The sequence below is a fragment of the Streptomyces sp. NPDC005281 genome (genome assembly GCF_040607495.1).
GTDB lineage: Bacteria > Actinomycetota > Actinomycetes > Streptomycetales > Streptomycetaceae > Streptomyces.
On the sequence record NZ_JBEXGX010000022.1, the window covers coordinates 1 to 25,160 of the forward strand.

The window sequence follows — 25,160 nt, forward strand, 5'->3', positions numbered from 1 at the left end:
GGACGGCCACCCGGCAAGTCGTGCTGGCCAAACCCGGAAACATCACCGGACCCCCACCCGAAATCGAAGACCAGAATTCACGCGGTGGATCGAGGGTGAGTAATACATGCTCATGTCGCTCATGTGGGCTCTGCGCAATAACCCAGGAGGGCGGAGAACCCGACGCTTACGGAATCTGCCGGGAACACCCGCAGGACGGTGGCGCGGTCCGGCGACGTAATGACGTAGTGGTGGGCGAGGTAGGAAAGATCTCCCCGGCTTTCCCGGCTGTGGGCGCGCATCAGTACCTGGCCGCATCTCGTACAGCCGACCCAAGGGACGAGGAAGAGCCCGGCCAGTTCCGGGCCGGACCCATCCACCGGCTCATGGTCCGTGCCGTCGTCGTGTTCGATCAGCTTCAACTCGGCCGGAGCGCCGTTCCCAGGGCATTGAAGGATCCGGGGCGTGAGCGCCTCCCGCTCGCCCCACGCCTCCGCGAGTACGGAGATCTCGGCCCTGACCGTCTCGCTGATCAGCGCATGATGGGCGAGGATCCCGGAGACGAGCACGCCAAGCCCCGCCTCCTGCTCCCCGATGCTCCAGCAGTCCCGGAAACCCAGGGCCTCGGGCTCCGGAAGCAGGGCGGCGAGCCTGTTCCAGGCAGCAGCGTCCTCGATCACCGGGCAGACGCTACCGGCCGGCGCCGGCACCCGGACGCCGAGGCGAAGTCGGCGTCGTGGGGCTCAGCGATCAATCACGGGACGAGCTCATGGCGTCTTCCGGGGCTTGGGTGACCATGCCTTGCCCTTGCCGACGGGGCGGGACGTGGCACCGGCCTGGGCGAGGAGTTCTTCCACCTCGGTGACGGAGTGGCCGGTGAGTGCGGCGTACTCGAGTGAGGTGCCGGTGCCGAGCCGTTCGGTGGCGTCGTCGATCGAGGAGATGAGGGGCCGGCGGGTCGCGCCCGACACGGTGAGGAAGGTGTTCTCCAGGCGGTCCGGCTGGATCCAGCCGTGCAGGACGACGCGGCCGTCGGGGCCTTCGAGGATGAGGGTCGGGAAGCCGCGGGCACCGAGTTCGTGAGTGCGCACCAGGTCGCGTTCGAATTCGGATTCGGCCTCGCCGTTCTCGATCAGACGGCGGTACGACGACACGTCCAGGCCGAGCTCCACGACCAGTGCCTCGAGGAGTTCAGGGGCGGCGATGTTGCGGCCGTCCAGGAAGAGTTCCTCGCGCAGGCGGCGCAGGTAGGCCTCTTCCTGTGCGGGGGCCAACCGCCGGACCGCGGCCAGCGCGATGCTCGGAGGGTACGAGGAGTCGATGGGGTCGCTCCACCAGACGGAGGAGTTGATGGGCTGGCCGGAGAGCTGGGCGAACTTGTCCCAGTGGTGGGCGACGTCCTCGGGGCGCCGGATGCCGTTGCCCGCGTCGTGGAAGCCCTGCCAGCCCCGCAGGAGTCCACCGTAGACATGGTGCACGTCGACGAGGTCGCGGTAGCGCTCCGTGAGCGAACGCCAGGCGGGTTCGAGGATCCAGCAGGCCGAGCAGATCGGGTCGGTCACGTAGGTGATGCGGGTGAGACCCACCTCGGGAGCCGGAGTGCCGGCGCTCGCACCCGGAAGAGGGGCGCTGTCGCCGGGCAGGGCACAGATGCCCGACTCGACATCGCACACGCCTTCGGCGAGCGACTGGTCTGGCTGACTCATGATGTCTCCATAGGTGTATTCAGGCGCGTTGTCTGGGTGTTGGGGAGCTTGCGGTGCAACAGGGCGGTGGGGGGCGGGGTGGTTGCGTGCGTGGGCTTGCGTCGCCCCCGCCCCCACCGCTTCCTGCTGTGGGTCAGTTGTCGGGGAGGAAGACCTTTTCCATGGCGTTCTGGAGGCCCTTGACGAAGGTGTCGTCGTCGTTGGTGAGGGGGCCTTCGGGGTTGAAGAGGGTTTCGCCGTGGAGGGGGAGGGTGTCCCAGGTGGCGGCGAGGGTGCGGGCGCGGTCCTCGCCGTAGAGGTGGGTGATGAGGGCGATGGTGCTGGGGTGGACGGTCGCGGCGCCGCCGGCGGTGAAGATCTTCGCGTCGGGCAGGAGGGACCAGGCGCGCCGCGGTTCGGCGACGTCGGCGCCGAGTTCCTTCAGCCGGCGGCCGAGGACGGCGGCGGCCTGGAAGCGGGTGCCCTGGAGGATGCCGGAGCGGAAGACGACGCCGACTCCGGCGCAGTTCGCGGCCACCCAGCGGCCCTCGGTGTGGTGGGCGCGGATGAGGTCGAGGATCTGCGGGTCGTGGGAGGCGGCGCCGCCGCCGATGCCGCCGGGGATGTAGAGGAGGTCGTAGCGGTCTTCGGGGTTGACCTTCTCGGTGTGGATCTGTGCGCCCATGTGGGTGGTCATGGTGCCGCCCTCGAGGCTGCCGAGGGTGACCTCCAGCTGCTCGCCGCTCCGGCCCAGGTCGTAGGCCAGGGCCCTGAACAGCTCCCAGGGCGCGAGGAGGTCCTGCTCGCCGACGTTGGGGAAGGCCAGGAAGAGGACCTTGTTGATGCCGCTCATCGTGATGCTCCTTGTGTGGATGCGGGTGGGTGAGTCACCCCGTACAACATGCTCATGGGTCATGACTATTCCAGTTGGAAGGAAATCTTTTTTTGAACTCGTGAACGCGCGAGGTGCGGACCGCCCCGGCGTCCCTCCCGGCGGGCCATACCGGCCGTGACTGCGCCTTGGACGCGAAGAGGCGCTGCGCCCACCCGGCTTCTGTCCGGGGGGCGCAGCGCCGCGGCACCGACGTCCCCACGTCGTGCCGTGCATCCGGGTCGCCGCATGCTCTGCGCGACGTGACCGGGGCCGGCTCGCCGACCGAGCCTCCCGGCTCCCGGACGACCGGGAAATCAGACCTTGACGAGCCCGTGGTCCGGGTCCGCGGCTGCCGTTTTCCGAGGGGCGCCGGAGAGCCTCGCCCCTTCGACGTCGAAGTCGGGCAGCGCGCTGTCCAGCCGGCGGGGCAGCCACCATGCCCGGTGACCGAGGAGGGCCAGGACCGCGGGAACGACGGCCATACGGACGACGAAGGCGTCGAAGAAGACAGCGACGGCCAGGCCGAAACCGATCGTCTTGATCATCTGCTCGCCCGAACCGATGAAGCCGGCGAAGACCGCGATCATGATGACGGCGGCGGCCGTGACGACACGCGCTCCATGCCGGAATCCGGTGACGACGGCCTGGTGCGCCTGTTCGCCGTGCACGTAGGCCTCGCGCATGCGGGAGACGAGGAACACCTCGTAGTCCATGGCCAGTCCGAAGACCACGCCGACCATGAAGATCGGCGTCATCGACATGATCGGGCCTGTCTGCTCGACGCCGAACAGGGAGCCGAGCCAGCCCCACTGGAAGACGGCGACGACGGCTCCCAGCGCGGCCACCACCGAGAGCAGGAATCCCAGCGCGGCCTTCAGCGGCACGAGAATCGAGCGGAAGACCATCATCAGCAGGATGAACGCGAGTCCCACGACCAGGGTCAGGTACGGCATCAGCGCGTTGTTCATCTTCTGCGAGAAGTCGATGTTCAGTGCTGTCGTGCCGGTGACCAGGACGTCTCGTTCGGAACGATTCCGGATCTCGTGAACCAGATCCTCGGTGGAGGCTGAAGAGGGGCGGCCCTGCGGGATCACGGTGATCACGGACGTGTCACCTGTTGCATTGGCCTTGGGCGGGCCGACGGCCGTGACGCCACCGATGCTCCTGATGGTCTGCGCCGCTTGTCCGGCGGCGGCCCTGTCACCGTCGACGACCACCAGGAGGGGGCCGTTGAAGCCGGGGCCGAAGTGCTCCGACAGCAGGTCGTAGGCCTTGCGCTGAGTGGTGCCGGAAGGCTGCGCGCCGTCGTCGGGCAGACCCAGTTGCAGCGAAGCCGCCGGGACGGCGACAGCGGCCAGCCCCAGCACACCGGTCAGGAGAACCATCACCGGGCGGCGCAGGACGAACCCGGCCCACCGACTGCCCGCGTTGGTCCCGCCGCGGACCGGCCGCGCTCTCCTGCCGCGATCGGTGATCCGGCCTCCGGCGAAACCGAGCAGCGCGGGGACCAGGGTCAGGGCGATCAGGACGGCGATGACCACGGCGCCGGCGGCGGCCAGACCCATCTTGGTGAGCATGGGAACGCCCGCCACGGACAGCCCGGCCAGCGCGATGATCACGGTGAGTCCCGCGAAGACGACCGCGGAACCCGCCGTACCGACAGCGTGGCCCACCGCCTCCTCACGCTGCTTGCCCTCCGCGACTTCCGCGCGATAGCGGGAGACGATGAACAGGGCGTAGTCGATCCCCACGGCGAGGCCGATCATCATGGCCAGCGTCGACGTGCTCGAACCGAGATCCAGCACGCCGGCCAGGGCCGTGATGACCGAGATCCCGATACCCACGCCGATTATCGCCGTCAGCAGAGGAAGCCCGGCCGCGGCCAGAGAGCCGAAGGTGATCACGAGGACGACACCGGCTATGACCACACCGATGATCTCTCCGGCACCCGGTTCCGGTGTCACGGCCAGGGCATCACCGCCGATCTCGGCTTTCAGACCGGCCTGTTCGGCCCGCTGCCCGGCCTCCTTCAGCGCGTCACGGGAGGAGTCGGTGACCTCGGGCGGACCGACCTTGTACGTGACGGAAACGTACGCGGTGGTTCCGTCCTCGGAAACCGCTCCGGCCTCATAGGGGTCCGCTACGGCCGCGACCTGGACAGAACCCGACCCGAGGTCGGCGACCACCTCACGAACGGCGTCCTTGTGTGCGGCAACCATCAGCTTCTGACCGTCGTCGGCCCTCAGGACGACCCGGGCTGTCGCGCCGTCGGCGCTGCTGTTCGGGAACCGCTTCTCGATCAGGTCGGAGGCACGCTGGGACTCTGTTCCCGGCAGGGAGAACGTCGAAGAGGCGGCAGACGACGCGGTTGCGGCGCCCACGCCCGCCATCACCAGGAAAGCCAGCCAGACCAGCGCGGTGATGCGTCGTCGTCGGAAGGCCAGACGGGCGAGTCTGTACAGATATGTGGCCACGGGAGCCTCCCACAGGGCTCGATCGGCGCGGGAGGAACAGGGTCGGCCTGATGCTGGGGCGTGAATCGCCGAGCAGCTCTCTGCCCGATGCGGATGGGGTCCGATCGGACATTTCCTCCAAGGTCGATCCTGGCCGGGCCAGGCCTCCCGATCGTGAGCAGTCGGTGCTCATGTTCCGGCTCACCCGGTTCGACGAGACGCGTCCCGTCGGCCGGGGCTCCGATACGGCCCGGTGTGACCTGGCCGTGCCGGCATCCGATGTACGCGGGGAGCGGGCACGTCATCCGTCCTGGGTGGCGATCCCTCGTGCCGGAACGCCGAAGTGCGGGCCGAATCGGCGGCATGTGTCCGCTTCGGCCCGCACCGAAAGCTCGGCTACGGCTGGGACGTCACGAACCCGTCGAGCACGGCGGTGAGTTCGGCCGGCTTCTCGACGGGGAGTTCGTGGCCCGCGTCCACGATCCGTACGACGGCGTCGGGATAGGCCTTCGCCATGCGGAGCATCTGTGAGAGGGGCAGCTGGATGTCGTGGTAGCCGTGGACCAGGAGGGTGGGGGTGCGGATCTCCCCGAGCCGGTCGAGGACGTCGAAGGACCGCATGGCGCCGTAGCAGGTCATGACCACCTCGCGGGGCGTGCCCGCCGAGTCCCGGACGTACTCGCGGATCTTCTCGCGCGGGTAGCCGGGGGCGAAGGCCCGCTGGATGTTGGCGGCCACGAACAGCTTGAACGGCACCAGGGTGGAGACCGCCATCAGCAGCCCCCTCCCCCGGCTGTACGTCATCCTGCTGATCGAGTTCACCAGCACCAGCCGCTCGACCCGCTCGGGGTGGGCGAGCGTCAGGGTCTGCGCGATCATCCCGCCCATCGAGTGGCCGACGAGTACGAACCGGTCGAGCTCCAGGTGGTCGAGGACGGCGAGAACGTCACCGGCCAGCTCCGCCACCGTCCGCCGCCCCGACCCGTCGCTCTCCCCGTGCCCGCGCAGGTCCAGCCGTACCACCCGCCGCTTCTGCGCGAAGTGGTCCATCTGGTGGTCCCAGCGGTGCCGGTTGGCCGTCCAGCCGTGGATGAACACCAGAGGCACACCGTCGCCGTCGCGGGGGCCCTCGTCGTCGTACGTCAGCGCGGCGCCGTCGACTTCGAGCTGCGGCATGGGGCCTCCTGGAGTGCGGTCCGGTTTTTGGGTTCCGTCTGGTTACTGGTCGGTACGTTAACCGGCCGCGGGGGCCGCCGTCACCGTCGTTCGCCGAGGAATTCGAGGATGTGACCGAAGACGTCGAGGGCGGCGGCCCGTCCCAGGAACGTGTCCAGGTGGCCGTAGGCGGGGATCTCGGTGTACGACACGTCCAGCTGGGGCTGGCGGCGCGCCAGTACCTCGTGGCAGAGCTTCTGCGAGTCCAGCCACAGTCCGTTCTCGCTGCCCGCCAGCAGCAGCACCGGAGTGTCGATGCGGGCGGCCGCGTCCAGCGCGTTGGGCGGCAGGGCCCGGTAGCGGTGGTCGGTGTCGTGCCAGCGGACGACGCTGCGGGCCAGCTCGATACGGCGCAGGTGCGGCAGGATCCACAGGGGCGCCGGCCCGAGAAGCTCGGCGAGCCGGTCGTGCGTGGCGTCGGACAGGTTCTCGTGCAGGAACAGCGAAGCGCCCGAGCCCCAGGCCGAGTTGTGCAGGATCTGGCAGGTCGGGTCCGGGCAGCCCGCCCCGCGGGAGGCCAGCGCGAACAGGGGCGTGTACTTCGAGCGGAGACCCACCTTGCGGAAGTCGACCGGGATGTGGTCGATCCGGTTCCTCAGCAGCTCGCCGGCCACCGTCATCCGCAGCGAGGTGCGTCCCGCCAGCTTCGGCGTCAGGAACACGCCCTGGGAGACGACGCCCGCGAGCCCGGGCACCAGCCCCGCCGTCATGCTCAGCGACAGAGTGAGGGAGCCGATGCAGTGGGCGACCACGAACAGCGGCCGGTCGCCGATGCGTTCGCGGATACGGGAGACGGCCTGGGGGATGTCGTACAGGGCCACGTCGTCGTACGTGTACCGGGCGCCGGTCTCGTTGTACGGCAGTCGGCAGCTGCCCCTCCAGTCCAGCAGCCAGGGCTCGTAGCCGTCGTCGAGCAGCACGTCGACCAGGTTTCGCGTCTCGGGGAGCAGGAACATGTCGGCGGACGCGGTGTGCCCGTGCAGGAGCAGCACGGCGGGCCGGTTCTGCTCACCACTGTCGATCCGGGTGAGACCGAGGCGTACGCCGTCCCCGGCCGTGAACGGGATCTCCTCGACCCGCGCCGGGTCGAGGCGGTGGCGCAGCGGCCGCAGGGTGGTGGCCGTCCTGACCTTGCGGATCGCGGGCCTGGTACGGGAGTTGGCGGTTCTGAAGATCATCGGTGGCGCTCCGAGGGGGTCCGGGTACGGCGCAGGTCGAGGAGGTCGGCGGCGGCGCGGGTGAAGGGGCCGAGCAGTCCGCGGCCCATCTCCGCGCCGAACCAGGCGAGCCAGGTCAGCTTGGCGGCGCGCTTCTCCTGGGCGGTCAGTCGCGGGTCCACCTTGATGCCGTCGATCTGGTCGCGTACGTAGCTGTCGGCGGGCACGATCAACTCGCCTGCGAGGCATGCCGGTTCGCCTTCGCGGCCGATCTCGACGCTCAGCGCGCGGGTCTGCCGCCACACGTCTCGGCGTGCGCGGGCGTACTTGTGGCCCTCCAGCCACCAGCGGCCCCCGTCGGCGTCACGCAACGTCAGCCGGTAGCGCAGGAGTTGGTGACGTGTCCCGTGCCGCTGCGGGATGCCTTCCTCGGGGCGGACCCATACGTCGCCGCGTTCCACGAGCAGCGGCTCGGGATGCGCCGCCGCGCACAGCAGCTCGCCGCCGACGTCCACCCGCCGTTCCTTCACCAGTTGATACATGCTCGCGATGGAGAGGGTGAGCGCCATCGAGCAGGGGGTGTCCGCGTCGGCGCCGACCGGGCCGACCGCGCCCTCCGTCGTCTCGGAGAACCACAGGTACGGCTGGTCGTCCTTGTCCGGAACCCGGGCCAGGCCGTCCTGGGCGAGCCGCTCGAACGTCCTCAACTGGGCCTGGGCGTCGTAGCGGGCCGCGGGGCGCAGACCGAGCGCCTCCACGAGCGCGGCGGTGCGTTCGCCGGTGGCCGCGGGTCCCTTCAGGGTCGCCTCGCACAGCTTGAGGGCGGTGGGACTTCGCAACACCCGCGTGAGGAAACCGAGTTCGGGAATCGGTTCCGCCTCCAGACGGGCCAGGGCGTCGGTGCGCCACTCGTCCCAGTCCTGTACGCGCACGTGCATCCCGCCGAACGCCATGTCCCGTACGACATCATCGAGGGTGTTGGGCACGCCGGTCAGGTTGTAGTCGAATCCCCAGGCGTCGGGTTCGCAGATGACGGCTGCCGCGACCCGGCTCACCCAGTCCACCGGGGCCGCGTTCAGAGCGCGGAAGGCGGGCACGGTACGGAAGCGGCCGAACGCCGCGATGAGGCCGCTGCTGAGGTCCTGCGGGTTGTGCGCGCCGGTGCGGGTGTGGCCTCCGATGCCGCCCGGGCGCATCGCGGTGACGATCAGGCCATGGTCGCGGGCCCGCCGCAGGGCGACCTCGGCCGCCCACTTGGTCTGGTCGTAGCCCGCGACGAGGCGGTCGACGTGGGCGAGCGGGTCGTCCTCGCCCATGGACGCGATACCGACCTCGTTGAAGACCGCGATCGAGGAGATGTGATGCAGCGGCTTGGGCGGCCCGGTCGCCGCCAGTTCGGCCAGGGTCAGCGCGCCGATGACGTTGCTCTGCCGCAGCGACTGGTAGCCGCGCAGGAAGTCCACGGCCGCCGCCACGCCCACGACGCTGTCCAGTTCGTGGGCGAGCTTGTTCCAGACGTCCTCGGACAGGCCGAGGCGCGGTCGCCTGATGTCGCCGGGGAGCACGGTCACCCGGCGGCGGATCTCCGACGACCAGGGCAGCCGGTGGCTCTTCAGCGCCTCGCCGAGGCGGGCGGTGGCCGCCTCCTCGTCGGCCGCGCGGACCAGGCAGTAGACATGCGCGTCACTGTGCCTGAGCAGATCGAGGAGCAGATGGCTGCCGAGGAAGCCGGTGGCCCCTGTCAGCAGGATTCGGCGGGGCGGCAGGGGCTCGGGCGAGCCCGTCCAGGGCAGGCGGTCGGCCAGGGAGAGATCGGCCAGGATCTGATCGAGGTCTTCGGGACGGGCGGCCGTGGCGCTCGGGGTGCCGCCCTCGATGCTCCGGGAGGAAACCACCGCGCCGGACGGGGTGCCGGGCAACGGGATGGACGGAGTGTCCGGGACACGCGCCGGGGTGGAATCCGGGGCGAGAGCGGGGCCGAATCCCGAGGGGGGAGCCGGAGCCAGGATCCGTGCGGCCGTCGACGTTGCCTGGAGCCCCGGGGCCGAGAGAACCGCGGTGGCACCCGCGGTCTCCAGCCAGCGCATGGCGAGGCTGCGCGGCCGTGCGTCGGCGAACACCTCGTCGAGGTCGATCTCCATGCCCAGCTCGTCCTCCAGCGCCGCGACGAGCTCCACGGCGCCCACGGAGGTACCTCCGGCGTCGAAGAAGTCCGTGTCGGGCGACAGATGCCCTCCGGGTACGAAGGGACCGGCCGCCGCGGCGACGACGGCGGCCAGGCCGTCCGCGTCGGGTGCGGGGGACGCGGTGGACGCGGTGGACGCGGTGGAGTCGGTGGAAGCCGCCGGGGCAGGGAGGGCGCCGACACCGCAGTCCACCCCGGTCCCGGTTCCGGTCTCTATACCGTCACCATCACCGTCACCGTCACCAGCACCAGCACCAGCACCAGCACCAGCACCAGCACCAGCACCAGCACCCAACGGCACGGTTTCCGTACGGGTACGGGACTCGGAGGTGTCCGCAGCCGCCGCCGGCTCCGTGCCCGTCCCGGTCGCCGTGAGTGTGGGGGCCTGTCTGATCCTGGCCAGCAGTGCCTCGACGCTCGGCCCGGCGTCACCTCGCTCGATCGCCTCGCCGGTGGCCCGCCGGTCGGCGTGCGACGACGCGTCCTCGTTCACTTCAAGCATGAGAGTCCCTCACCCTGTGCAATGCATTGTCTGCTGTTTCCGTCCTGCCTGTGCGGGCCGAGCCGCCGGGTCCGCTCACTGCCGCCGCCAGGAGCGGAAGGCCCGCAGGTGTTCCGGCGTGACCACGCTCTCCAGGTGCTCGTCGTCCTGGTCGCCGCCGGCGAGCGCGGCCAGCAGCCGCCTGGCCGGTACGTTGCGGTCGGTGCGTTCCGCCGTCAGCCGGACCTTCACGCAGCCCAGTCGGTCGGCACGGTCCGCCAGCCACCCCAACAGTCGTTCCTCGACGCCTCTGCCGAGTGCGCGACAGCTCAGCATCCAGGCGAGGACGTCGAGTCGATCGCCGTCCACGCGCAGGGCGAGCAGGCCGATCTGGCCGTAGTCGCCGAAGCGGTCCCGCGCCGCCGCCATCCACACCTCGCCGTGCTCACTCCACCGCGCCAGATCGCCGCCGTCGGCGGACCGGGGACGGAGGGTGAACTGGTTGGTGCGGCGCACGAGTTGCTCGGCCCGCTCGACGTCGGCCCCGGACAGTGCCCGGATGTCGACCTCCAGCTCCAACTGGGCCAGGAACTCCTCGAAACCGGCCTGCTCACGCACCGCGTCCCGTTCCCGCTCCTGTGCGTAGAACCCTGCACGCAGCCCGTCCTCGGCCGTCGCCGCCGCCGGGACCAGGGGCCACAACCGGCCGAGGAATTCATCCAGTTCGGCCGCCGGAGGGCAGGTCACCGACAGCACCTCCGGCAGTGCCGACCGCACTCCCGCGATCTCGACGGGGTTGTCGTCGAGGAACAGGAAGCTGTCGAGCCCAAGGTTGAGGGTGCGCGCAGCCTCCGCGAGACGGCCCGGTTTGGGACCCCAGCCGGCGGAGAGCACGCTGAGGTGCTCGGCCTTCAGCACGCTGTCTGGGCGGTCCAGGACGGCTCGTACGGTGTCCTCATCGTTGTTGCTGACCAGCGCGAGCAGCGCTCCCGCGGCACGCCACCGCAACAGCCTTCGCGCCAACTGTGCGCGCGGCCCGGTGAGTTCCACCGACTCAGAGCCGATCTCCCCCGCGACTCCGCCCCACAGGGTCTCGTCGCCGTCCACCGCGATCACCTTCGGCGCGGGTCGCAGTACCGCCCGGACCACTTGGGCCAGCCGCAGGGCGACCGCCGCCTGGAAGTGCGGGGTGAAGGGGAGGTGAGCCAGCCGCTCGGTCCGCTCGTCGAAGCGTTCCGCGACGGCGTGGTGCCGGGTCCACTCGTCCGGGCCGAGCACCGCGATGCCGGGCGCGTCGGTCAGCTCGGCGACGAGGTCGCTCTCCCAGCCGGCGAAGCGGTCGTCCTGTCGTGCCGAGGGCAGGATGCCGACGATCAGTGGTCTGCGGGTCCGCTCGGACAGGGCTCGCAGCGCGGCCGGGTACGCGGTGCGGAGTTCGGTGAGCATCGTGTCGGTCACCGGGCCGAAGCGTTCCAGGTCCGCCGCCCGCAGCAGCACCACGCCCACCGCTGTCGCGGGATCGGCGAAGACACCCGAAGGGTCGCGAAGAGCGGCGAGCACCTGGTGGTACGGGGCTTCCGCCACCGTCAGGCCCGCGCCCCGTGCTTGTTCCCGCTCACGGGCTCCATCCTGCGTGCCGTCCTCGACCGCCGCCTCGCAGAGCAACGGCAGATTGCCGAGCGCGAAGGTGGCGGCGAGGGCGAGCGAGCGGCGCGGCCGGACAACGGCGTCCCGTCCGAGCGGAGTTGCCGTCGCAGGCGAAAGCGCGACCGGAGTTCCCGTCGCAGGTCGAGGCGCGACCGGAGATCCCGTCGCGGCCGGGATCGCCCTCGCACCCGGCACGGTCGGAGCTTCCACCGTGCCCGTCAAGACAGTTGCCGTCGTGCCCGCCGTACGGACCTGCGCGGTCGGGTCGTCGGCCGTCGAGGCGAGCAACCGCAGGAACGCCTCCGCCAGTTCGGTGGAGGTGGCCGCGTCCAGGATGTCGAGGTTGTGGTCGAGTCGTACGCGGCCCGCGTCCGGGGTCATGGTGACCATGAGGTCGAGGTCGGAGTAGCCCGTTCCGGCGGGGAGGACCTCCAGCCGGCCGAGGTGGGCCGCCGAGGAGCGTACGTAGTTGAAGTACACCTCCACCAGCGGCGCGTTCGCCCGGTGCAGCTTCTGCCCGGCCAGCGTCGACAGCACGTCCGAGAACATGGCGCCCTTCGCGAGGACCCGGTCCAGGCGGGCGTCCGTCCGGCGCAGTACCTCCTCGATCCGCTCCCCCGCCGCGGCCTGCGCCGGGAACGGCACCGGTACGCCGAAGAATCCCACCGCGTCGTAGGCGTCGGCGTGGATGCGCGTGTCGACGGGCACGGCGAGCACGAAGCGCTCGCGCTCCCGCATCCTGGCCAGCAGTACGGTCAGGGTGCCGAGGCAGAAGGCGGCCGGCGTGACGGCGAGCCTGCTCGCGGCCGCCGCCACCCGCTCCATCAGCCCGCCGGGTATCGCCACGGTCACGCTCCCGGCCCGGTACGAGCGTGTCGCAGGGCGCGACCGGGCGAGCGTCAGGTCGAGACGTTCACTTCCGTGAAATGCCTGGCGCCACTCGGTGGTGGCGGCCCCGGACCCGTCGCCTGAGGTGTCGCCGGTCCGCTGCGCCTCGATCAGCAGGTCGATGTCACGGTTGGTGACGGCGTCGCCGAGTGAGGTGCCGGACAGTTCGGCGTCGATCTCCCCCGCGACGAGCAGCAGCGACTGGAGATCGCTCACCGCGTGGTGCGCGCCGAACGCCAGGATCTGGCCACGCGCCCCGGCGTCGAGCAGTTCGAACCGCCACAGCGGCGCGCTCGACAGGTCGAACGGGGGCTCCAGCAGCCGGGACAGCCGCTCGTCGGCGTCGAGTACGGCCTCGGCGGGGACGTCCGTCCAGCGCAGCAGCGGCGCGGCCGGCTCCCGTTCGACGCGCAGTTGGCGGCTCCGTCCGCCGCTTCCGGCGATCGCCGTACGCAGGGCGGCGTGCCGTCCGGCGAGCCGGGTGACGATGTCGGTGAGCGTCTCGCGGGTGGTCGGCGCGGTGAGCCGGACGGCCAGGCCGACGGCGTGCGCCGCGCCCGGCATGCCCGGCTGGGCGCTGCGCAACAGCCGTACGACATCGCGGGTCGCGGGCCGCAGCTCGCTCTCGGGCACCTCGGCGGTGACGCCGGGCTGTGGCTCCGCCGTCCGGGCCCCGCGGCCGCGTTCGGGCAGCACCTCTGCCAGGGCCCGTGCGAGGCTCCGGATGTCGGACGCCGAGAAGACGGCGGCGGCCGGGAGTTCGGCGCCCAGTTCGCGGGTGAAGGCGTTGCGCAGCCGGACCAGCATGAGCGAGTCCAGGCCCAGTTCCTTGAGGGCCGTGGTCGCGGACGGCTCCACGGCGCCGCCGGAGACCTGGCCGACCTTGGCCCGTACATACGCTTCGAGCCGTGCGGCCCGGTCCTGGTCCGTGGTGGCCGCGAACAGCCGCGTGACGAGGTCGTCCGTGCCCGCCGGGTCCGTGGCGACGGTGATCAGGTCGCCCAGGATCGGGCGGGTGCGTGCCGCGTCCGGGTCGAGCTCCAGGGCCTCCCGGTCCAGCGCGATGGGGGCGAGCTGGCGTCGGGAGGTCGCGAGCACTCGCTCGAACAGGTCGCCGCCCTCCGCCGGGGTGAAGGCGATCAGACCCGAACGGCTGGTCTCGGCGGCCCGGGTGCCGGAGCCGGCGACCATGCCGACCTCCGCCCAGGCTCCCCAGTCCAGACTCAGGGCCCGCCGGTCCGTGCGGGAGAGGTGGTGCGCCCAGGCGTCGAGAAAGGCGTTGCCGGCGGCGTACGGGCTCTGGCCGGCCGAGCCGAGGAGGCCGGCCGCCGAGGCGAACAGGACGAACCTGTCGGCCTCCGGGACCAGTTCGGTGAGCAGGGTGGTGCCCAGGACCTTGGGCGCGAGGACGCGCAGGACGCGTTCGTCGGTCAGGTTCGCCACCGTGGCGTCGTCGAGGATGCCTGCCGTGTGGATGACCACGGCGATCGGTCCCGCTTCACGGCGTACGGCGTCCAGGGCGGACGTCAGCGCGGCACGGTCGGCGACGTCCGCGCGGGCGAGGTGCACGGTGGCACCGCGGGCTTCGAGTCCCTTGATCCAGCTCTCCGTGGCCGCGTCGGGTCCGCTCCGGCTCAGCAGGGCCAGTCGGCGGGCACCCCGGCGGACCAAGCGCTCGGCGGCCACCCGGCCGAGGCCGCCCAGGCCACCCGTGATCAAGTGCACGCCGTCCGCGGTGACCGCGCCGTGCCCGCCGTCGTCCGGGCGGGTACGGGCCAGGCGTGGCACCAGCCGGCCCGACTCCCGCAACGCTACGAGCCGTTCGTCGTCCGCGTGCCGAAGTTGCGTCCACAGTCTCGACCACAGGTCGCTGGCGTCGTCCGAGGCCGGCAGGTCGACGAGCGTGGTCGACAGTTCCGGGTACTCCTGGGCCACCGAGAGTGCGAAGCCCCAGGCGAGGGCCTGCTGAGGGTGCGTCACCTGCGTGCTGTCACCTGCGGCCTGGGTGCCCCGTACGACGACGAACAGACGCGGGGCGCGGCCCTCGGGACGGTCGGCGAACGCCCGCACCAGGTGCAGGGTGCTCAAGCAGCAGAGCAGCGCGGCCTCTTCGGCCGTGGCGGTGTCCTGAACGGCCGGCGCGTCAAGTGCGGACAGCTGGACCACACGCTCCGGAGGTCCGTCGGAGAAGGCCTCGTCGAGCAGACGGGTCAACTGCCTTGGATCGGCCGCGTCGAGGACGTAGCGGCCCGGGCCCTCGGCGCCGAACGCCGCGCCTCTGCGCACGATCACATGAGGCACGTCGGCCAGGGCCAGCCGTTCCGCGAGTGCGTCGGCCGCCCCGGTCTCGTCGGCCAGGACGAGCCAGGGCCCGTCGCCCGGCGCCTCCTGTGCGACCGGGCGTGGCTGCCAGCGGGTCTCGAAGAGCGCGCCGTCCAACGGCGAGAGCGCGGCCAACTCGAACTCCGTCGCTTCCAGAACGAGTTGTTCCTTCTCGTCCCAGAGCCGCAGATCCAGAAGCGCGGTGTCGCCGTCCACGGAACGCAGCCGGCAGGTCGCCCAGGCGGGCGCGGAGCGCACGCCGGTGAAGCGCAGCCGCCCGACCCCGGCGGGCACGAAGGCCCGGCCCGCGGGCGCGTCGGCCGGCAGGGCCGCCGTGTGGAAGGCGGCGTCGAGGACCGCGGGGTGCAGCAGATGCCCGGCGGCGCTCTGCCGGGCGAGTCGGCCCACCGCCGCGGTATCCGTGCGGTGGCCCTGTTCCAGGAGACGGAACGCGGGACCGTAGTCGATGCCCAGAGCCGTGAGCCCCGTATAGACGGCGGGCAGGTCGGCCTCATCCTTGCACCGCTCGCGCAGCACGGCCGGCTCCTCGCCCACGTCGGACACGGCAGGCGTGGCAGGCGCGACAGGCACGGCTGGCGCGACGGCCGCCGGGTCGACGGCGCTGTCGACAACCCGTCCATCGACGACCCGCCCGGTGACGTGCCGCTCCCACGGCGCGCGCCGTTCCCCCGCAGCCCCCGAGGCCCCCGAGGCCCGCGAGGCCCCCGAGGCGATGGTGAAGTCCCGTGACCCGTCCTCCCCGGCGGGTTGCAGAACCAGTTGGAGCCGTACGGGCTTGTCCGCGTCGAGAGCCAGGGGCCGCTCGAACCTCACGTCGGACAGCCGGATCTCGCCGCTGTCCCGCAGCGCGGAGGCGCCCTCCAGTGCCAGGCCGAGGAAGGCGGCGCCTGGCAGCCAGACCTCGCCGTTGACCCGGTGGTCGGTGAGGTAGGCGAAGCGGCTGTCGCGCAGGTCGATGACGCTCTGGAAGATGTGCCGGCCGGGTGTGTCGCTGGCCTCGACATGCGTGCCGAGGAGCGGTGAGGCCCCGGCCGTCCCGGTGGCCGGGGCGGGTGCGCGCCAGTGGCGTTCGCGGGCGAAGGCGTAGGTGGGCAGGTCGATCCGGCGGCCCTGGGGCAGCAGCACCGGCCAGTCGGGCGTGTGCCCGGCCTCGTACAACTCCCCCAGCCGGCCCAGTAGAACAGCCCGTCCGTCGCGCCCGCGGCTCAGGGAGCCGATCGCAACCGCGTCGATGCCCGCCTCGGCCGCCACCGCTTCCACCGAGGCGGTGAGCGAAGGATGCGGGCTCAGCTCTACGAAGTAGCGGTAGCCGTCGTCCAGCATCCGCCGGATCGTGTCCGCGAAACGGACGGGGCGCCCGAGGTTCGCGTACCAGTGCGCTGCGTCCAGGCGGTCGCCCGGCACCGGTTCGGCCAGCACCGTCGAGTACAGCGGAGTCGGCGCGCTCGTGCCCCGGATCCCGGAGAGCCGGCCCAGCAGATCCTCGCGGACCGGGTCCATCAGCGGGGTGTGGGAGGCGAACGGCGTCGACAGGCGTCGTACCGGGATGTCCAGCGTTTCGAGGTGCGCGCGCAGTTCGGCCAGTGCTTCGGCGTCGCCGGAGACGGCCGTGGAGTGCGCGCTGTTGACCGCCGCGACGAACAGGCGGCCTGGGTAGGGCGCGAGCAGCTTCTCGGCCTCCGCGCGCGGCAGTTCGACGGACAGCATGCCGCCCTGTCCGACCAGCGGGGCGACCGCTCCGGCGCGCCCGGTGACCACGGACACCGCGTCGTCCAGGGTGAGGGCGCCCGCACTGTACGCGGCGGCGATCTCGCCGAGGCTGTGGCCGGTCACGGCGTCCGGGCGGACGCCGAGCGCGCGCCAGGCGGCGGCCAGGGCCGCGTTGACCGCGAACAGCACCGGCTGGAGGAACTCGGTGCGGTCGAACGGCGCGAACTCCTCCGGTGAGCGCAGCACGTTGAGCACCGACCAGCCGACGTGACGGTGCACCGCCTCGTCGATCCGGGCCAGCTCCGCGCGGAAGGCCTCCGACTCGGAAACCAACTCCATTCCCATACCGGGCCATTGGCCGCCGTGCCCGGCGAAGACGAAGGCAACCTTGCCCGTCTGTTCCGCGCGGACCGGGGCCAGCGGCATCCGACCGCTCGCCAACGCCTCCAGGCGTGAGCGCAGTTCGTCCCGGTCAGCGGCCACGATTCCGGCTCGCCGTTCGAAGTGGCTGCGGTGGCGCGCCAGGGTGTGGGCGATGTCGGGCAGGGCGACATCCTGCTCCAGGTACCGGGCCAGCCGTGCGGCCTGCCCGCGTACGGCGGCCTCACCTCGCCCGGACAGCGCGAACAGCCGCTCGCCCGGGACGGTTTCGCCCTCCGGCGGGATCTCGGCCGGCTCGGCCTCCTCCACGATCAGGTGCGCGTTGGTCCCGCTGATCCCGAAGGCGCTGACACCGGCCCGTCGAACGCGCCCACCCGACGACGGCCAGGCGACCGCCTCCCGCAGCAGGTGCAACCCGCTGTCGTCCCAGTCGACATGACGGCTGGGCGTGTCGGCGTGCAGGGTGCCCGGAAGGAAGCGGTGCCGCAAGGACTGCACGACCTTGATCAGACCGGCGATGCCCGAAGCCGCCTGCGAGTGACCGATGTTGGACTTGAGCGAGCCGAGGTACAGGGGGCGGCCCTGCGGGCGCGAGGCGCCGAAGACCTGCGCGAGCGCGTTCGCCTCGATCGGGTCGCCGAGGGTGGTGCCGGTCCCGTGCGCCTCGACGTAGTCGATGTCGGCGGGCTCCAGCCCGGACAGCTCCAGCGCCCGCCGGATCACCTGTTCCTGGGCGGGGCCGTTCGGCGCGGAGAGGCCCTGGCTGCGGCCGTCCTGGTTGACGGCCGTACCGCGCAGCACGGCCAGCACCTCGTCGCCGTCGCGCCGCGCGTCGCCGAGCCGTTTCAGTACGACCATGCCCGCGCCCTCGGCCCAGATGGCACCGTCGGCGTCGTCGGAGAAGGAACGGCAGCGGCCGGTCGGGGACAGCCCCCGCAGACGGCTGAACTCGACGAAGGTTCCCGGCGTCACCATCAGCGTCACCCCGCCGGCGAGCGCCAGGTCGCACTCGCCCGAGCGGAGCGCCTGCGCCGCGAGGTGCAGCGCCACCAGCGACGACGAGCAGGCGGTGTCCACTGTCAGTGCCGGTCCGTTCAGGCCCAGCGTGTACGCGAGCCGGCCCGAGGCCACACTCGGCGCCGATCCCGTGCCGACGTACCCGTCCAGCTCGTCGAGCCGGGAGCCCGCGAGGTAGTCGCTGCCGAACATGCCGACGTACACACCGGTGGTGCTGCCCGCCAGCTCGCCCGGCACGATCCCGGCGCGTTCCAGTGCCTCCCACGCCGTCTCCAGCAGCAGCCGCTGCTGTGGGTCCATGGCCGCCGCTTCCTTCGGTGTGATGCCGAAGAAGCCCGCGTCGAAGGACTCCAGGTCGTCGAGGAAGCCACCTTCCTTGGCGTACGACTTGCCCAGGGCCTCCGGGTCGGGGTCGTGCAGCGCCTCCACGTCCCAGCGGTCCGCCGGGAACGGGCCGACCGCGTCGCGGCCCTCGGCGACGAGCTGCCAGAGGCTCTCGGGGTCGCTCACGCCGCCGGGCAGACGGCAGGCCATGGACACCAGCGCCAAGGGCTCGTCCGTCGCGGGCGCCGGGGTGCGGGGGGACCGAGGATCGGGTGCGCCGCGCCGGGTGGCACCGCCGTCCGTGGCGAGTGCGGTGGCCAGAAGGTGGGCGGAGAGCCGGTCCGCGGTGGGATGGTCGAACAGCAGCGTGGCGGGAAGCCTGGTGCCGAGCCTGGTGCCGATGCGGTTGCGGAGCTCGACCGCCGTGACCGAGTCCATGCCGAGCTCACGCAGCGGCTGATCGGGACGGACGGACTCCGCCGAGCGCAGACCGAGCGCCCGCGACGCCTCCTCGCGGACCAGGGCCAGGACTCGTGCGGCGCGGTCTGCTTCCGGGAGCCGTGCCAGCCGGTCCGCCAGAGCGGTACCGCCGTCCTGACCGGTGCGGGGCGCGGGCAGCAGCGAGCGCCAGAGGGCCGCCGAACCGTCGTCCGTGGCAGCCGTGTTCTCGCGCAGGCGGTGCAGGTCCAGGGACCAGGCGACCAGGTGCGGTGCGCCTTGGCGCAGGGCGAGTTCGACGAGGTCCCGGCCCAGGTCGGGGGTGAGGGAGCGGTGGCCGAGCCGGGCCATCCGGTCCAGGTCGGCGTGTTCGGCGGCAAGGCCTTCGCCCGCCCAGGCGCCGAAGGAGACCGAGACGCCGGGCAGGCCCAGGGCCCGCCGGTGATGGGCCAGTTGGTCGAGGAAGACGTTGGCCGCCGCGTAGTTGGCCTGGCCCGGGCTGCCGAGCACGCCGGCCGCCGAGGAGATCAGCAGGAACAGGTCGAGGGGGACGTCGGCGGTGAGCCGGTGCAGATGGGCGGCGCCGTCCACCTTGGGACGCAGGACGCGCGCGAGGCGTTCGGGCGTCAGCTCGGTGACCACCCCGTCGTCCAGGACTCCGGCGCAGTGCACGACACCGCGCAGCGGCAGCGCGTCGCCGACGCGGGCGAGTACGCGGGCCAGGGCCGCCGGGTCCGCGACGTCGCACTCCGCGATCTCGACCTCGGTTCCGAGGGAGGTCAGTTCGGCGGTGACCTCGGCGGTACGCGGATCGGCCGCACCTTGACGTGACGTCAGAAGCAGCCGGGGGACGCCGTTTTCGGCGAGGAGCCGGGCGATGTGGCGGCCGACGGCACCGAGTCCGCCGGTGATCAGCACGGTGCCGTCGGTGGGTGCCAGGGCGCCGCGGCCGGTGAGGTCGAGGACGACCGGGGCGCTCGATGCCCCGCTCCGCCGTATCGCCTCGCGTGCTGCGGTGACGGGCAGCACCTGGGGGCGGGCCTGGCCCGTCCGGGCGGCGACGTGCTCGCGCAGCGTCCGGGCCGCTTCTTCGACACGGGTGGCGCGGTCGGGCGTGAGGGGAAGGGCGGCCGCGGTGGTGTACGGCACGTCGTCCGGAAGCACCGCGACCAGCCGTGCGTCGGCGACCGCCGAGGAGCCGGGCGGGGTGTCGGCGAGAGCGAGGACCCGCAGGCCGGGGATCAGGTCCGTCACGTCGGCGGCGGCCTCGGTGACGACACCGGCGCAGATGCTACGCGACCACTCCCCGCCGGGCCCGGGAGCCGCCACGGCGTGCACCTGGATCCTCACCCGGCCCGCGGTCAGAGCCGGGGGCACCACTGTTCGCAGGATCGGGTCGGCCGCGGAGCCGGCCAGTTCGTAGCAGTCACCGGCCGGGATCCGCAGCGCGTCGGCCGCGCGGGCACGCACCAGCCGCGGAACCAGCAAGGTGCCTTCCCGGAAGGCGAGTTCGGGCTCGCCGGCCTGGGCGAGGGCCGCCGGAAGGACGTCGGAGGGAGCGGAGTCCCCGAGGTCCAGGAGGGTCAGCCCGAGGTGCGGGTGTTCGGCCCTGGCGCCACGGGCGAGGCCCCACAGCACCGACTGGGCCAGGCCGGCCACGGTGTCCCCGGCGCCGGTCGCGACCGCGCCGCGGGTGACCCAGACGGTACGGGCGGGCGGGCGATCCGCCGAAGGCTCGATCAGGGCACGCAGTTCGGCCAGCGCCGCAGCAGCCAACTCCTGTGCGGCTGCGCCCGGTTCGGCGTCGGCCTCCGGACGCGGCCAGAAGCGTACGACGACGTCGGCGTCCGTCTCACGCACCTGGACGCCCGCCGCGGCCAGGCCGTGCAGGGCGGTGGCGACCTCCGGGTCCGAGCGGTCGCCGCGGACGGACCACACGCCGCGCGATCCCGCCGCGGGCTGGTCGGTCACGGCCGTCCACGCCACTTCGTACAGGTGACGGCCGTTCTCGGATGCGCCGTTCAGATCCGCCGGGTCGGCGGCGCGCAGCCGTACGTCCTCCAGCCGGCCCGCCGGGAGGCCGTCGGCGTCCCACAGGGTCACGTCGAGGGTGAGGTCCGTCCCCGAGCCGCCCGACCGCCGTACCAGCGCCGTGAGGTCGTTCGCGCCGCCCGGCGGCAGGACGCAGCGGCCCACCGCGACCGGCAGCAGCACCCGCCCATCGGAGGCGTCCAGCGCGGCGGCCACGTGCAGCGCGGCGTCCAGCAGCGCCGGGTGGACGGGGTAGGGATCGCTCGCGTCGCGGGCCACGGCCGGCAGTGAAAGCCGGGCCAGCAGCTCACCGTCGGTGGTGGTCGTGACCGCCGACCGGACGCCCTGGAAGGAGGGGCCGTAGCCGAGGCCGAGTGCGGCCAGTCGTTCGTAAGTCTCCTCGTTCCAGGCGGACTCGGCGGCCTGCGGCCACTCCGGCGGCCTCACCGTCCCCGACACCGGGGCAGGAGCGGCGGCCGACGCGGTGGCGTGCAGGGTCCAGCCCGGTTCCTCCGTGTCGCGCGGGCGGCTGTGCACGGTGACCTCCGGCGCCGAACCGGTGGTGACCACGTCGACCGACACCTCGACTGTTCCGGTCCGCGGCAGAACGAGGGGCGCGAGGAGGAGCAGACCGGTCAGGTCGCCGGGAACGTCAGGGCGGGCCACGGCGAGCGCGGCACGGCACAGCTCCATCACCGTCGTGCCCGACACCACGGTCCGGCCGAACACGGTGTGGTCGGAGAGCCAGTCGGCGGTGGCCGGGGACCACTCGCCGCGGAACGTCCAGCGGGACTCGTCCGCCGACTGGAGCTGAACTCCCAGCAACGGGTGCGGGGCACGGTCGAAGAGGCCGGAGGCCGGGGCGCCTGACCCGGGTTCGGGCGCGACCCAGTAGGACTGCTGGTCCCACGCGTACGTGGGCAGGTCGGTCGCCTCCCCGTCGGGAACGACGCGGCGCCAGTCGATCCGCCGTCCGTGGACATGGAGTTCGGCAGCGGCCCGGTCCAGACAGGCGGGCCCGTCCTCGTCGCGGCGCAGCGATCCGACGGCGACCAGGTCGTCGTGACCGTCGTCCTCGGCGATCGTGCGCACGGCGGTGACGAGGGAGGGGTGGGGGCTGAGTTCGACGAAGTGGCGGTAGCCGTCGGCCGCCATGCGTTCCACGGTGGGCGCGAAGCGCACGGGCTCACGCAGGTTCGTGTACCAGTAGTCGGCCTCCAGCTCCTCCATGACCGGCTCACCGGTGACCGTGGAGTACCAGGCGACGGCGGACGGGGAGGTGGTGACGCCGTCGAGTTCGTCGAGGAGCGTCGCGCGCAGAGGCTCGACCCGGGCGCTGTGGGAGGCGTAGTCGACGTCGAGACGGCGGACGAACACCTGCTCCCGGCCGAGTTCGGCGAGCAGGGCGTCGAGCGGCTCCACGTCACCGGCGATCACCGTCGAGCGGGCGCTGTTCACGGCGGCGACGGACACCCGGTCGCCGAGACCCGCGAGCCGCGCCTCGACCTCGGTGTGCGGCAGGGCGACGACGGCCATGGTCCCGGTGCCGGACACCTCGGTCAGGGCCTGGCTGCGCAGGGCGACCACCGCCGCGGCGTCGTTGAGGCTCAGCGCCCCGGCGACGCAGGCCGCGGCTACCTCGCCCTGGCTGTGCCCGATCACCGCGTCCGGCCGTACGCCACGGGCCCGCCACACCGCGGCGAGGGAGACCATCACGGCGAAGAGGACCGGCTGGACGACGTCCACCCGTTCCGCGGCAGGCGCACCTTCGTCGCCGCGCAGGACGGATGTCACCGACCAACCGGTGAACGGGCGCAGTGCGGCGTCGCAACGGTCGAGTTCGTCAGCGAACACCGGTGACCGGTCGAGGAGTTCACGGGCCATGCCGGACCACTGGGCGCCCTGGCCGGGGAAGACGAAGGCCAACTTGCCCGGCGGGTGCGTCTGTTGCGGGCCCACGACCAGGTCGGGGTCCGGCTTCCCCTCGGCGAGGCCTTGGAGCGCGGCGAGCAGTTCGTCGTGGTCGCAGGCCTGGAGGACGGCGCGGTGCTCGAAGTGTGTGCGGTGGTGGGCCAGCGTCGAGGCCACGTCGGACAGTTCCGGCCGCGGTTGCGTGGCGAGCGCGTCGAGCAGGCGGGCCGCCTGCCCGGCGAGGGCCGGGAGGGTGCGGGCGGACAGCGGGAAGAGGGTGGGTGCTGGGGTACGGGGGCTCCGGGCGGGCGTGGCAGCGGGAGCCGGTGTTGCGGTGGGAAGCGGTGTCGCGACCTGCGGCGTCGCGGCTGGCCGTGTCAGGTCCTGGGGGGTCCCGGCCGGGTCCTGCCGAGTCACGGCCGGGCGTATCAGGTCCTGCGGGATCGCGACCGGGCGTCTCTGGTCCGCCGGTGTCGTGGCTGGTCGCATCTGGTCCACCGGTGTCGCGACCGGTCGTATCAGGTCCGCCTGTGTGGTGGCCGGGCGTATCAGGTCCGCCGGAGTCGTGGCCGGGCGTATCAGGTCCTGAGGTGTCTCCTCCAGCACCACATGCGCGTTGGTGCCGCTGATCCCGAACGCGCTCACCCCGGCCCGCCGCACCCGGTCGCCGCGCCGAGGCCACTCCTCGGTGCCGCTGTGGACGCGCAGGCCACCCTCCGCCCAGTCGACGTGCTCGGTCGGGGTCTCGGCGTGCAGGGACGCCGGGAGCCGTTCGTGGCCGAGGGACAGGACCGCCTTGATGACTCCGGCGATGCCCGCCGCGGCCTGGGTGTGACCGATGTTGGACTTCAGGGAGCCGACACCCAGGGGCCGGTCCGCAGGGCGTCCAGGTCCGAAGACCGATGCGAGCGCCCGGCCCTCGATGGGGTCGCCGAGCCGTGTGCCCGTACCGTGCGCCTCCACGTAGTCCAGGTCGTGCGGGCGGAGCCCGGCATCGTCGAGGGCGGCGCGCAGCACCCGCTCCTGTGCCGGACCGTTGGGCGCGCTCAGTCCCTGGCTGCGGCCGTCCTGGTTGATCGCCGACCCCTTGACGACCGCGAGGACCCGGTCGCCGTCGCGGCGCGCGTCCGCGAGCCGCTTGAGGAGCACGAGGCCGCAGCCCTCGGCCCACACCACCCCGTCCGCCTCGGTGGAGAACGGGCTGCACCGCCCGGACGGCGACAGCGCGCGCAGCCTGCTGAACTCCACGTGCCCGCGCGGTGTCACCAGGAGCGTCGCCCCGCCCGCCAGCGCGAGGTCGCACTCACCGCCGGCCAGTGCCCGCGCCGCCAGGTGCAGGGCCACGAGAGAGGAGGAACAGGCGGTGTCGACCGTGACGGCCGGCCCCTGGAGTCCGAGGGTGTACGCGATCCGCCCGGACGCCACGCTGGACGCCGAGCCCGTGCCGACGTGCCCGTCGAGCCGGTCCAGCGGGGCCGAGGCGAGGTATCCGCTGTCGTACAGGCCGACGTAGACGCCCGTAGAGCTGCCGTTCAGCGTCTCGGGGACGATCCCCGCACGCTCGATCGCCTCCCAGCCGGTCTGTAGCAGCAGCCGTTGCTGCGGGTCCATGGAGGCGGCCTCCCGCGGCGAGATCCCGAAGAAGGCCGCGTCGAACCGGTCGATGCCGGTCAGGAAGCCGCCGCGCAGGGTGTACGACTTTCCGGCGGCCTCCGGGTCGGGGTCGTGGAGCCCCTTGGTGTCCCAGCGGCCCGCGGGCACCTCGCCGACGGCTTCCTCACCCCCGGCCAGCAGCCGCCAGAGGGCCTCTGGGTCGTCGGCACCGCCGGGGTACCGGCAGGCCATGGAGATGATCGCGATGTCGTCGTCCCTCCGCACGGACGGATCCGCAGGCGCGGAGGCCTGGGCCGGATCGGCCGTGCCCGGGAGCCTTTCGCCGCAGACGGCCTCGGCGATCCCCGCGATCGTGGGGTGGTCGAAGACGAGGGACGGTTCGACGGACCGCCCGGTCCACTCGGACAGGCCCACGGCCAGCGTCACCAACTGCCGTGACCCCAGACCGAATTCGGCGATCGGACGGTCCGGCTCGACGGTCGACGGGGCCAGCCCGGCCGCTTCGGCGACGGCCGACGTCAGCCAGACCCGAACCCCCTCGGTGGTCGTCGGGGACGTCTCGGGGAACTGCTTCGGGGACTCGTTCGCAGGCATCTGGGCTGGTGTCCTCGTGAACTCGGGCTCAGGTGGATTCCGTACGGGCGGCACAACGGGTGCGCACCACGTACGACTTACCGCCGCCGCACGACGGGCGACGCACGACGGGCAACGGGCAACGGGCAACGGGCAACGGGCAACGGGCAACGGGCAACGGCAGACGGTTGACTTGGTTGGCGTGCGGCGGATTGCGGTGGCTGTACGAGCGCGTCACGAACCCGTACCGCTGA

General features: G+C 72.3%; 8 protein-coding genes. All 8 read right to left on the reverse strand.

Annotated elements, in window-relative coordinates; genetic code table 11:
- Positions 1-119 precede the first annotated feature (119 nt).
- On the reverse strand, positions 120-659 hold the full coding sequence (locus tag ABZV42_RS27785; protein ID WP_356054075.1) for a hypothetical protein: 540 nt from the start codon (positions 657-659) through the stop codon (positions 120-122).
- A gap of 87 nt (positions 660-746) precedes the next feature.
- On the reverse strand, positions 747-1,685 hold the full coding sequence (locus tag ABZV42_RS27790; RefSeq protein WP_356054077.1) for a DsbA family protein: 939 nt from the start codon (positions 1,683-1,685) through the stop codon (positions 747-749).
- A 133-nt stretch (positions 1,686-1,818) separates the two neighbouring features.
- On the reverse strand, positions 1,819-2,517 hold the full coding sequence (locus tag ABZV42_RS27795; protein WP_356054079.1) for a DJ-1/PfpI family protein: 699 nt from the start codon (positions 2,515-2,517) through the stop codon (positions 1,819-1,821).
- Positions 2,518-2,852: 335 nt separating this feature from the next.
- A complete protein-coding gene (locus ABZV42_RS27800; RefSeq protein ID WP_356054081.1) occupies positions 2,853-5,012 on the reverse strand; it encodes an MMPL family transporter in 2,160 nt (719 codons plus the stop codon).
- 375 nt (positions 5,013-5,387) lie between these two features.
- Positions 5,388-6,167, reverse strand: a complete 780-nt coding sequence (locus tag ABZV42_RS27805) for an alpha/beta fold hydrolase (protein ID WP_355985920.1) — start codon at positions 6,165-6,167, stop codon at positions 5,388-5,390.
- An 80-nt stretch (positions 6,168-6,247) separates the two neighbouring features.
- The gene (locus tag ABZV42_RS27810) at positions 6,248-7,384 is read right to left on the reverse strand and encodes an alpha/beta fold hydrolase (protein WP_356054083.1); all 1,137 of its coding nucleotides are present in this window, start codon (positions 7,382-7,384) and stop codon (positions 6,248-6,250) included.
- Positions 7,381-10,050, reverse strand: coding sequence for a thioester reductase domain-containing protein (locus tag ABZV42_RS27815; protein ID WP_356054085.1), 2,670 nt, complete (start codon positions 10,048-10,050; stop codon positions 7,381-7,383). Before ABZV42_RS27815 ends, ABZV42_RS27810 begins: the two co-directional genes overlap by 4 nt.
- 75 nt (positions 10,051-10,125) lie before the next feature.
- Positions 10,126-24,927, reverse strand: a complete 14,802-nt coding sequence (locus ABZV42_RS27820; RefSeq protein ID WP_356054087.1) for an SDR family NAD(P)-dependent oxidoreductase — start codon at positions 24,925-24,927, stop codon at positions 10,126-10,128.
- Positions 24,928-25,160 lie beyond the last annotated feature (233 nt).